At 67.6% G+C, this 11,537-nt stretch carries 11 protein-coding genes; 9 read left to right on the top strand and 2 right to left on the bottom strand.

The genetic code is table 11. The features are described from left to right. A partial coding sequence (locus tag AB0N75_RS18360) for a hypothetical protein (protein WP_364652379.1) occupies nt 1–180 on the top strand: 180 nt, incomplete at its 5' end. Here AB0N75_RS18360 and AB0N75_RS18355 read toward each other — a convergent pair. Further along, entirely contained in the window at nt 177–386 is a 210-nt protein-coding gene (locus AB0N75_RS18355; RefSeq protein ID WP_364652378.1) for a hypothetical protein, read from the bottom strand. The two genes, AB0N75_RS18360 and AB0N75_RS18355, sit on opposite strands and share 4 nt — an antisense overlap. A gap of 440 nt (nt 387–826) precedes the next feature. Between AB0N75_RS18355 and dxr the strand changes: the two genes are divergently transcribed. From dxr to AB0N75_RS18315, 8 genes are all read left to right on the top strand, one after another. Further along, nucleotides 827–2,041, top strand: a complete 1,215-nt coding sequence (dxr, locus tag AB0N75_RS18350; protein WP_364652377.1) for a 1-deoxy-D-xylulose-5-phosphate reductoisomerase — start codon at nt 827–829, stop codon at nt 2,039–2,041. Next, nucleotides 2,038–3,387, top strand: coding sequence for a site-2 protease family protein (locus AB0N75_RS18345; RefSeq protein ID WP_364652376.1), 1,350 nt, complete (start codon nt 2,038–2,040; stop codon nt 3,385–3,387). Before dxr ends, AB0N75_RS18345 begins: the two co-directional genes overlap by 4 nt. Nucleotides 3,388–3,608: 221 nt before the next feature. Further along, nucleotides 3,609–5,342, top strand: a complete 1,734-nt coding sequence (locus AB0N75_RS18340) for a hypothetical protein (protein ID WP_364652375.1) — start codon at nt 3,609–3,611, stop codon at nt 5,340–5,342. A 34-nt stretch (nt 5,343–5,376) separates the two neighbouring features. Continuing rightward, a complete protein-coding gene (locus tag AB0N75_RS18335; RefSeq protein ID WP_364652374.1) occupies nt 5,377–5,667 on the top strand; it encodes a YciI family protein in 291 nt (96 codons plus the stop codon). Between the two features lie 93 nt (nt 5,668–5,760). Beyond that, nucleotides 5,761–6,927, top strand: coding sequence for a flavodoxin-dependent (E)-4-hydroxy-3-methylbut-2-enyl-diphosphate synthase (gene ispG, locus AB0N75_RS18330; protein WP_127511743.1), 1,167 nt, complete (start codon nt 5,761–5,763; stop codon nt 6,925–6,927). Nucleotides 6,928–6,955: 28 nt separating this feature from the next. After that, nucleotides 6,956–7,804 (top strand): GNAT family N-acetyltransferase, encoded by an 849-nt coding sequence (locus AB0N75_RS18325; RefSeq protein WP_364652373.1) that lies wholly within the window; start codon nt 6,956–6,958, stop codon nt 7,802–7,804. A gap of 153 nt (nt 7,805–7,957) precedes the next feature. Further along, nucleotides 7,958–9,757 (top strand): proline--tRNA ligase, encoded by a 1,800-nt coding sequence (locus tag AB0N75_RS18320; protein WP_364652372.1) that lies wholly within the window; start codon nt 7,958–7,960, stop codon nt 9,755–9,757. Then, nucleotides 9,754–10,554, top strand: a complete 801-nt coding sequence (locus AB0N75_RS18315) for a TSUP family transporter (protein WP_241913181.1) — start codon at nt 9,754–9,756, stop codon at nt 10,552–10,554. The genes AB0N75_RS18320 and AB0N75_RS18315 overlap by 4 nt, the downstream gene beginning before the upstream one ends. A gap of 12 nt (nt 10,555–10,566) precedes the next feature. Here the strand turns inward: AB0N75_RS18315 and AB0N75_RS18310 are convergent, their stop codons facing one another. After that, nucleotides 10,567–11,532, bottom strand: coding sequence for an aminoglycoside phosphotransferase family protein (locus tag AB0N75_RS18310; protein ID WP_364652371.1), 966 nt, complete (start codon nt 11,530–11,532; stop codon nt 10,567–10,569). Between the last annotated feature and the right edge of the window lie 5 nt (nt 11,533–11,537).

Raw genomic sequence — 11,537 nt, 5'->3', positions numbered from 1 at the left:
CGCGGTGTCCTCGCGGTTGATCCGGTCCAGGATCAGCGCTCTTTCAGTCTCCGTCAGCGCAGCCGGCTGGCGCCGGTCTTTGTGCGGGACCGGCGCCGGGCAGACCCGTGGCGGATTCCGGTACCGGTACCAACTGGCCCGGGCAACACCGAGCAGGCTGCAGGCCCGGTCAACGCCTAATCCGGCGTCGACGAGTCCGGTGACGGCGTCGTTTCGGAAGTGTCTTTCAGCGGTTCCGGCTCCGCGCTCTCGGCAAGTTTCTCCAAGAGCGCGTGCGCTTTTCCCATGGACTCAAGCGCGGCGTTCAGGACCTCGCGGTCGGCCTGTGCCTTGGCCAGTTCCCTGCGCAGCCGCGCGATCTCGGCGCTCTGCCGATTCGGCGTCACAGCGGACTTCCCGGTCCGTGGCCTGTTGCCCTTGGGGCCGGGTCCGAATTCATCATGGTCCCGAGCATAGGCCCACCTGCCGATCGTGGAAGAACCAAGTTTGTGCCGACGAAGCACCTCGCCCTTCGACCCGTTTGGCGCTGCCTCGTACTCCGCAAGGATCTCCATTTTCTCAACAACAGTCCGGAAAGGGCCACGACGAGCTGATTTGGTCATTTCCTACATCTCTCCATCAGCCCTCATGAAACGGAATCGTCTCATTTCAGGTTGACAGAGAGGGGTGCCCGGAGATCTCGACGCCAAGGGATGATTTCAGCGCTAGCGCCGGTCTCGCAGCGGCGGCATGACCCGGCAGTCCGCAAGCGCTCGAGCAACCCGCGCCAGCGGCGCCACTGGACGAGCTCACTCGAAGCCGCCGCGGGTGCTGGATAATTGACCGCATGGAGTTTCGCGATCCGCCCCAGGCCGCCCCGCAATCCGCCCCACGCAGGGTGGTGCTGCTGGGCTCCACCGGGTCGATCGGTACGCAGGGCATCGACGTGGTGGACGCCGCTCCGGAACGCTTCGAGGTCACGGCGCTCGCCGCTGGCGGGAACCTGGAACTGGCCGCCCGGCAGGCAGTCCACACCCGGGCGCGTGCCGTCGGCGCTGCCGCCGGAACGGTGGATGACCTGGCGACGGCCATCAAGACGGCAGCGGCGGAGGCCGGAGTGTCCGGCTACTCGCCGGAGCTCTTTGCCGGCCCCGACGCCGCGGCGAGGATCGCTGCCTGGCCGGACGCCGACGTCGTGCTTAATGGCATTACCGGATCCATTGGCCTGGCGCCTACGCTGGCGGCGCTCGGAGCCGGGCACGTGCTGGCCCTGGCGAACAAAGAGTCGCTGATTGCGGGCGGCCCGCTGGTCAAGGAGGCCGCCCGGCCGGGGCAGATTGTGCCGGTGGATTCGGAGCATTCGGCGCTGGCCCAGGCGCTGCGCTCGGGCACAGCCGGGGAGGTGGACCGGCTGATCGTGACCGCTTCCGGCGGCCCGTTCCGCGGCTTCAGCAAGGAGCAACTGCGCGGCGTCACCCCGGCGCAGGCGCTGGCCCATCCCACCTGGGACATGGGCCGAATGGTCACCACCAACTCGGCGACCATGGTCAACAAGGCGCTGGAGGTCATCGAGGCGCACCTGCTCTTCGACGTCCCGCTGGACCGGATCGACGTGGTGGTGCACCCGCAGTCGGTTGTGCATTCGATGGTGCAGTTCACCGACGGATCCACCATTGCACAGGCCTCGCCGCCGGACATGAGGCTGCCGATAGCACTCGGCATGGGCTGGCCGGAGCGGGTGCCGGGAGCGGCGCAGCCCTGCGACTGGAGCCAGGCCACCAGCTGGACCTTCGAACCGCTGGACGAAGAAGTGTTCGGGGCCGTGCGGCTGGCCAAGCAGGCGGCTGCCGGCGGCGGCACCTTCATGGCCGTCTACAACGCCGCCAATGAAGAGGCCGTGGATGCCTTCCACGAGGGCCGGATCCGCTTCGACCAGATCGTGCAGACGGTTGCGGCCGTGGTGGAAGGGCATGCGCCGTCCGGCGAACCGACCGTGGCCACGGTACTGGCCGCAGAAGATTGGGCACGCTCGCGGGCCCACGAACGTTTGGCTAAGTTGTGACCATTCTGCTTTTCCTTCTCGGCGTGCTCTTCGTGGCCGTCGGCATTGCCGTGTCCATCGCCCTGCATGAGGTGGGCCACCTGCTGCCCGCCAAGCTGTTCAAGGTGCGGGTGACCCAATACATGGTGGGCTTCGGCAAAACCCTTTTCTCCCGACGGCGGGGCGAGACCGAGTACGGCGTCAAGGCCGTCCCGTTGGGCGGCTACGTCTCGATGATCGGCATGTACCCGCCGGCCAAGGACGGCCACGACGGCGACGGCGTCAGGCGGTCCAGCACCGGGATGTTCCAGCAACTGGCCAACGACGCTCGGCAGGCGGAAGCGGAGCGGCTGCAGCCGGGCGACGAGACCCGGATGTTCTACAAACTGCCGGTCCATAAACGCGTCATCATCATGTTGGGCGGTCCGTTCGTCAATCTGATCATCGGCACGGTGCTGATCGGCATTGTGTTGGTGGGCTTCGGCACCGCGCAGGCCACCACCACCATTTCCCAGGTCAACAAGTGCGTGGTCCCGGCTGCGCAGGCCGCCGAGACCGGGCAGACCGACTGCCTGCCCAGCGACCCGGAAGCCCCGGCCACCGCGGCCGGCATCCGGCCCGGCGATACCGTCACCTCTTTTGACGGGAAACCGGTCACCGACTGGACCGAGCTGACCGCCTGGATCCGGGAGGCCGCGGGGGAGAAGACGCCGATCACGCTGCTGCGCGACGGCAAGGAAATCAGGACGAACATCACCCCGATCCTCACCGAGCGGCCGGTGTATGACGAGGCCGGACAGCCGGTGCTGGACGGCCGGGGCGAGCCGACGACGGAACAGGCCGGCTTCGTCGGCATGGGCGCCGCCACGGCCTTGGTGCCGCGGCCGGCCACCGAGGTACTCCCGGCAGTAGGGGAGAACCTGCAGGCGATCACCGGCGTTGTGCTGCATCTACCGCAGCGGCTCGCCGACGTGGCCGAAGCCGCCTTCAGCGATGCTCCGCGCGACCCGAATGGGCCGATGAGCGTGGTGGGCGTGGGCAGGATTGCCGGCGAGATCAGCTCGATGGAGGAAATCCCCTTCGAGGCGCGGGCTGCCACCCTGATTGGACTGGTCGGCTCGGTCAACTTGGCCCTGTTTGTGTTCAACCTGATCCCGCTGCTGCCGCTGGATGGCGGGCACGTGGCCGGCGCGCTGTGGGAAGCGGTGCGCCGCGGCGTGGCCAAACTGTTCCGCCGCCCGGATCCGGGACCGGTGGACATTGCCAAGCTGCTGCCGCTGACCTACGTGGTGGCGGTGGTGCTGATGGGCATGGGTGCGCTGCTGATCTACGCGGACATCGTCAAACCGGTCAACATTTTCGGTTGACGCTCGCACGGCAGCCGGTAGGGTGAACGCGGCCCGCTGAATGCTGGACTGCCGGACGCTGCCGCGCCGGATGAGGCCGCGCCGGACGCTGCTGCCGGATGTTGCTTTTCCGAACGACGACGGCGATTGACGCGCCGGCCGCGTGGCACGCCGTCACGGGACTGGGGTGGCCGCCCGGCCGTGGTTAGACTGGCCCGAACCGGCGAAGGGAGCCACACGCCGTGAGCGCAGCACCGCGGACAGTCCGTACCGAACCTGGCCTCCGGGTCGCCATCCGGCCGGCCAAGGCGCGCGGCCGAAGATGGGCCTCAACCGGCGTCGCCGGAGCACTGGCAGCGGCCCTGGCCTTGGCCGGCTGCACCGTACCGGGCGAAGCACAGGGCACCGGTTCGCCGGCCGCGTCGAGCGCTGGTTCCCCGGGCCGCATACAGCTGAACACCGGAGCAGCCGAACCCCAGGTCCTTGCCGGCTCCGATGCGGAAGCGTCATTGGCCGCCAGCCAAGCGTTGTTCGCTTCCAGCCCGGTGGCGTTCGTGGCCGCGGCGGACGATGCCAAGGCACTGGCGGCAGCGGAAGCGGAGTCGGTGCCGCTGGGCGTGCCCTTGCTGCTGGTCGGTGACGGCCTGGAAAGTGAGCTGGCGCGGCTCGGCGTGCAACAGGTCAAGGTTTTCGGGCAGCCGCCCGCGGAGCCGGCCGCCAGCCCCAGCAGTGCGACGGACGAAGTTCCCAATGGCGCGCCGGACGATGATTCCTCAGCCTCCGCCTCCTCCGGCGCTTCTGCCGCCGACTCCGCCGCTGGCGCAACCGCCGCGTCCGGTTCCGGTTCGGACGGCGGCATCGCGGGGTGGGCCGCCCTGCTGCCGGGCGTTGAGGTCCTGCCGCCGAACGGAGAACCTGATCTGCCCGACGGCGCCGCGGAGTCGGCGGACGCCTCGGTCTTGATCGACCAGGACGGCGAGCAGGACTATCCCGCAACGCTGGCGGTGGCAGAGGCGGCCGGGGCACGGATCTTCGAGGACCCGAAGGCGGATCCGCGGCAGAGCAGCGCGACCATCGATTTCCTCCGCGACGAGCCGGAGCGCCGGGTGCTCGGCATCGGCAAAGCGTTCGGCAGCAATGGCACGTTTGGCAGCCGGGTAGAGGCGGCGCTTGAAATCCCGGAACTGCCCGGCGGGGGCCAGCTGGCCTTCCCCTCGCGGCGGATGGTGGCGCTGTACGGGCATCCCGCGGGACCCGCGCTCGGCGCCCTCGGCGAACAGGGCATCAAGGACTCCGTCCGGCGCGCCAAAAGACTGGCCAAGCGCTACCAGCCGCACAGCAAAGAGCCGGTGGTTCCGGCGTTCGAGATCATCGCCACCATCGCCTCTTCCTCGGCCGGCAAGGACGGCGATTATTCGGCGGAGACGGGCGTGGACGAGCTTCGCCCCTGGGTCGATGCCGCCGGCAAGGCAGGGGTGTACGTGGTGCTGGACCTGCAGCCCGGACGGTCAGACTTCCTGGCCCAGGCCAAGTTGTATGCAGACCTGCTGAAAGAACCGCATGTGGGACTGGCGCTGGATCCGGAATGGCGGCTGGGCAAGGGGGAGCGGCACATGGAGCAGATCGGCTCGGTCAGCGCCGCCGAGATCAACAAGGTCAGCGACTGGTTGGCCAATTTGACCCGGAAAAACTCGCTGCCGCAGAAGGTGCTGATCCTGCACCAGTTCCAGTACCGGATGATCTCGGACCGGCACAAGCTGGAGACCGGACACCCGGAACTGGCCATGGTGCTGCACGCCGACGGCCACGGCAACCCCGGGCAGAAGATGGAGACCTGGCGGGCCCTCCGCGAGGACCTGCCGAAGAATATCCGGATGGGCTGGAAGAACTTTTACGACGAGGACACACCGACGTTCAGCCCCGAGCGCACCTACACCGAGGTGGAGCCGGCACCCTGGTTCGTTTCCTACCAGTAACGTCCGCCATCCGGCGCCGGGTAAGGTGAAGGCCATGAGTGTTTTTGCCGTTGAATACGTGTATACCCCCGATTCGGAGGCCGGCCGGGACGAACACCGTCCGGCGCACCGCGCCTGGCTGGGAAGCTTCGTTGAGCAGGGCCGCCTGCTGGCCTCGGGGCCCTATTCCGACGGCACCGGCGCGCTGCTGATCTTCACCGCCGAGAACGAAAACAGCCTGCTGGACGAGCTGAAGCAGGACCCGTTCAACCTCAACAACCTTGTCTCCGGACTGAAAACCACCGAATGGGCGCCCGTCACCGGCGCATTCGCCGACTACGCATAATCCACACCACTCCCGCTGCATGTGCCATGGCCGTGCCGGGAGGGGGATAATGAAATCTGTTCAGCAACTGCCGACCGGCACATGGAGGACGTCTTGACCTCGGTCAATCTTGGAATGCCAGCTTCACCACCGCCTGTCCTGGCGCCCCGCCGGAAAACTCGGCAGATCAAGGTCGGTTCTGTCGGGGTCGGCTCGGAATCGCCGATCAGCGTGCAGTCGATGACCACCACGCCGACCACTGACATCAATGCCACCCTGCAGCAGATCGCCGAACTGACGGCGTCGGGCTGCGACATTGTCCGGGTGGCGTGCCCCAGCGCCGATGACGCCGAAGCGCTGCCGATCATCGCGAAGAAGTCCCAGATCCCGGTGATCGCGGACATCCACTTCCAGCCGAAGTACGTGTTCGCCGCCATTGACGCCGGGTGCGCGGCGGTCCGGGTGAACCCGGGCAACATCCGCAAGTTCGATGACCAGGTTAAGGAAATCGCCGCCGCCGCCAAGGCCGCCGGCACCTCGATCCGGATTGGCGTCAACGCCGGCTCACTCGATCCGCGGCTAATGGAAAAGTACGGTAAGGCCACCCCGGAGGCCCTGGTGGAATCCGCGGTCTGGGAAGCCTCGCTGTTCGAGGAACACGATTTCCACGATTTCAAGATCTCGGTCAAGCACAACGACCCGGTGGTCATGGTCCGCGCCTACGAACTGTTGGCCGAACGCGGCGACTGGCCGCTGCATCTGGGCGTCACCGAGGCCGGCCCCGCGTTCCAGGGAACCATCAAGTCCGCCACCGCCTTCGGCGCGCTGCTCTCGCAGGGCATCGGCGACACCATCCGCGTGTCGCTGTCCGCCCCGCCGGTAGAAGAAATCAAGGTGGGCCTGCAGATCCTGCAGTCGCTGAACCTGCGCGAGCGCAAACTCGAAATTGTGTCCTGCCCGTCCTGCGGCCGCGCCCAGGTGGACGTGTACAAGCTGGCAGACGAGGTCACCGCCGGCCTCGAGGGCATGGAAGTCCCGCTGCGGGTTGCCGTGATGGGCTGTGTGGTCAACGGACCGGGCGAGGCCCGCGAAGCGGATCTGGGCGTAGCTTCCGGCAACGGCAAGGGCCAGATCTTTGTGAAGGGCCAGGTCATCAAGACTGTTCCGGAAGACCAAATTGTTGAGACCCTCATTGAAGAAGCAATGAGGATTGCCGAGGAGATGGGTGACTCCGATGGCGAAAATGCTGTCAAGGGTAGCCCCGTGGTTAACGTCAGCTAGCCGAGAGGCAGCGGGTGCGGCGGATGCCGTGCCCGCAGATCCGTATGCCGGAATCCGGCCGCTGCAACATGCGGACACCGAGCTGCTCTGGGAGCTGGTGCGCGCTGACCCGGTAGCCAACGTTTTTCTGGCTGCCCACCTGGAGTCCGCCGGAACCGCCGGCCCCACCCCGTCCGGCGCCCAGATTTTGGGGATGTACGACGGCGGTGCCCTCACCGGAGCCTGCTGGGCCGGGGTCAACGCGGTACCGGTCGGGCTGGACGCCGAACAAGGCGCGCGGCTGGGCGCCCATCTGGCCGCCGGCAACCGCCGTATGTCCTCGATTTTCGGCCCGGCCGAAGGCGTGCTGGGCATCTGGTCGTCGTTTCGGCACGCGCATCCGCGGGCCTTCGACGTGCGGCCCAACCAGCCGCTGCTGGAGCTGCGGGGCACCCCGGCCGTGGCCGCCGACCCGGACGTGCGGTATTCCACCGAAGACGATTTTGACGTGCTGGTGCCCGCCTGCGTGGCGATGTTCGAGGAAGAAGTCGGATACTCGCCGCTGACCGGCGGCGGCCAGCATTACCGGCAGCGCGTGGCCACGCTGATCCGGAAGGGCCACTCGCTCATCCGGCGGGACGGCCACGGGCAGGTGGTCTTCAAAGCGGAGCTCGGCAACGTCAGCGCCGACGCCGTGCAGATTCAAGGTGTGTGGGTGAACCCGGCCTACCGCGGCCAGGGCCTGGCCGCCGGATGCATGGCCGCCGTCGTCGAACTGTCGCGGAAATACTCCCCGGTCGCCAGCCTGTACGTCAACGACTACAACCACCGCGCGGTGGCCGCCTACGCATCGGTCGGATTCCGGCAGGTCGGCACGTTCGCCACCGTGTTGTTCTAGGCCCGTTCCTGCCGACCTACCGGGTCAAGGGGCCGCCTGAAGACGCTGTGCCGCCGCCGGCTGTCGCAAGCACGCGCACGGAACCGATAGATTAGAAGGCAGTTGTTTTCGCGGGCCGGTGCTGGCCCAAGCCTTGAGAAACGGATTCTTGCAGTGGTTCTTCGCCTGTCCAGCTTGTTCCTGCGCACCCTGCGCGATGACCCGGTCGACGCCGAGGTGGCCAGCCACAAGCTGCTGGTGCGCGCCGGTTACATCCGCCGTGCTGCCCCCGGCATCTACTCCTGGCTGCCGCTGGGACTGAAGGTGCTGGCCAAGGTGGAGGCGGTCGTCCGCGAGGAAATGAACGCCATCGGCGCCCAGGAGGTGCACTTCCCGGCGCTGCTGCCGCGCGAACCGTACGAGGCAACCAACCGCTGGACCGAATACGGTGAGGGACTGTTCCGCCTGCAGGACCGCAAGGGCGCCGACTACCTACTGGCCCCCACGCACGAGGAAATGTTCACCTTGTTGGTCAAGGACTTGTACTCCTCGTACAAGGACCTGCCCGTCACCCTGTACCAAATCCAGAACAAGTACCGCGACGAGGCCCGCCCGCGCGCCGGCCTGCTGCGCGGCCGCGAGTTCATCATGAAGGACTCCTATTCCTTCGATATCGACGACGAGGGCCTGGACATCAGCTACGACGCGCACCGCCGCGCCTACCTGAGGATCTTCGACCGGCTGGGTCTGGAAGTCGTGACCGTCAAGGCCACGTCAGGCGCCATGGGAGGGTCCAAGAGCGAGGAGTTCCTGCATCCCACCGTGGTGGGCGAGGACACCTTCGTCCGTTCCCCGGGCGGCTATGCAGCGAACGTGGAGGCCGTCGCCACCGTGGCGCCGGAGCCGATCGATTACGCCGACGCGCCGGCCGCCGAGGTCAAGGACACTCCGGAAACGCCGACCATCGAGACACTGGTGGCTTCGGCCAACCAGCTGGCTCCGCGCGCGGAGGGGGACTGGACTGCCGCGGACACGTTGAAAAACGTGGTCCTTGCGGTCAAACTGCCCACCGGCGAGCGGACCATCGTGGTCATCGGGGTTCCCGGCGACCGCGCCGTCGATCTCAAGCGCGTCGAGGCGAACATCGGCGCCTTCCTGCCGATGGGCGGCGAAGTCGAGGTCGAGGCTGCCTCTGAGGACGATCTGAAGCAGCACCCCGGCTTGGTCAAGGGCTACATCGGTCCGGGCAACAGCCTGGACGCTGCGGTGCTGGGAACCGAGTCCGTCACCGGGCTGCTGTACCTGGTGGACCCCCGGGTGGTCTCGGGCTCACGCTGGATCACCGGCGCCAATGAAGACGGCAAGCACGTGTTCGGGCTGGTCGCCGGCCGCGACTTCGGCTGGGACGGCATCATCGAGTCAGTCGAGGTGCGTGAAGGAGATCCGGCCCCGGACGGTTCCGGTCCGCTGGAGGCGGCGCGCGGTATCGAAATGGGCCACATCTTCCAGCTCGGCCGCAAGTACGCCGAGGCGCTGGGGCTGCAGGTGCTGGATCGCAACGGCAAGCTGGCCACGGTCACGATGGGTTCCTACGGCGTCGGTGTCACCCGCGCGGTGGCGGCCCTGGCCGAGGCTAACCACGACGACAAGGGCCTGGTCTGGCCCCGCAACGTGGCCCCGGCGCACGTGCACATCGTGGCCACCGGAAAGGGCGAGGAGATCTTCGAGGCAGCCAACAAACTGGCCGAAGAGCTCTCGGACGCCGGCGTCGAGGTCATCTACGACGACCGGCCCAAGGTGTCCCCGGGCGTGAAGTTCTCCGACGCCGAACTGATCGGCGTGCCCACCATCGTGGTGGTCGGCCGGGGCCTGGCCGACGGCGTCGTCGAAGTGAAGGACCGGGCCACCGGCCAGGCCGAAAACGTTCCGGTGGGCATGGCGGCAACTCATTTGGCCGCCCTCGCCGGGAAGTGACTTCCGGACTCGAAGAACTGCAGCTGGCCACCCTCGCCCTCGTGGTGGTGGGTGGCTTTGCTGCGGGCTGGGTGGACGCCGTGGTGGGAGGCGGCGGCCTGATCCAGCTGCCGGTCCTGCTGCTGGTCCCCGGAATCAGCCCCGTCCAGGCGCTGGCCACCAACAAAATGGGGTCCATCTTCGGCACCACCACCAGCGCGGTGACTTATTACCGCAGGGCGCATCCCGACCTGAAAACCGCCCTTCCGATGGCCGGCGTAGCGCTGGTGGGCAGTTTCGGCGGCGCCATCGTGGCCACCGTCCTGCCGGCCGAGGTCTTCAAGCCGATCATCGTGCTGGCGCTGATTGCGGTGGCAGTCTTCACTGCGCTGCGACCGACGGCCGGGACCTTGACGCAGCTGCGGTACAAGGGCGTCCGGCACCTGGGTGCTGCCGCGGGAATCGGCCTGGTCATCGGGTTCTACGACGGACTGATCGGGCCCGGCACCGGCTCGTTCCTGATCATCGCGATGGTGGCGGTGCTCGGCTACAACTTCCTGGCCTCCAGCGCCAAGGCCAAGATCGTCAACATGGCGACCAACCTCGGCGCCCTGGCGTTTTTCCTGCCCAGCGGCGCACTGCTGTGGGGACTCGGACTGGTGCTGGGCCTGGTCAACATGGCCGGCGGCTATGTTGGCGCCCGGATGGCCGTCACCCAGGGCAGCAAGTTCATCCGGGTGGTCTTCTTGTTCGTCGTCGCCGCATTGATCCTCAAGCTTGGCTACGACGTGCTGCAGGAGAACGTGCTCGGCCGGTAAGCGGCGGCCGGCTCAGGCCGGTGCCGGCAAGGCGTGCGCGGCCGGAAGATCCGGCAAGGTGCTGCCGGCCAGCGTGGAGGCGACCCAGAGCGACCGCACGGCGTCACCGGTCGCACCCTGCTGCAGGTAATCCAGGGCATTATCCACTTCGCGCGCCATGGCCCATTCGCGGGCGGTGTCCGGTTCCAGCCCGGCCGCCTCAGCCAGCTCCACGCAGCGGCGTCGAAGATGGCGTCCGGCGTCGACTGCCGGTAAATCGGCGATCCGGTTCCAGAGCATCGGCGCGACGGCGAACTCGGGTTCGCCGATCAGTGGCTTGGGATCAATGGCGGCAAAACCTGCCGGGGAGTCGAGGCGGGCCAGGATGTTCCCATAATGCAGGTCGCTGTGCAGGAGCACATCGCGGTCCTCGCGCCGGCCAACGCTGCCACGGACCTGGCAGACTTCCAGGGCACACTCCATCAGCCAGGTCGGGAACGGCTTGCCCAGCTCCAGCCAGCGGGCCGGGAGGGTGTCCGTCCATTCTTCCGCCAGGGCCGACACCATCTCGAAACCGCCTGCCGGGCTGGTCGCTGGAGGCAGCTGCAGCTGACGGACCAGTCCGCCCCAGATGCCGGAGGTGTCGTCCAGCGCGATGGTGGAGAGCGGCCGGCCGGCATCGAGTCGTTCCAACAACAGCACGAAGGCGCCGCGTTCGGCCAGCAGCCGGACCGCCCCGCGGCCGTCCCAGAGCCTGAGTGCCCGGGCTTCGCCGTCGGCCTCTGGATGCGGAAAAGTCAGCTTCAGGACAGCGGAAGAACCATCGGGCGCCAGCACGGGAAAGACCGCCGCCGTCTGGCCGAACCACGGGCCGCCGGGCGCCGCCCGCAGGTTCCAGTCCAGCATGGCGCCGGCATGGAGGTCGTTGAAACCCCGCAGCCACTCCCGGCCGGCGGCGGAACCGGCCGCGCTGCGGCGCAGTCCCGGGGGTAATTCCACGTCGG

The sequence above is a fragment of the Arthrobacter sp. NPDC089319 genome (assembly GCF_040684925.1).
GTDB lineage: Bacteria > Actinomycetota > Actinomycetes > Actinomycetales > Micrococcaceae > Crystallibacter.
Note: the sequence above shows the minus strand (reverse complement) of the source record. Positions and strands in the feature narration are given on the sequence as shown.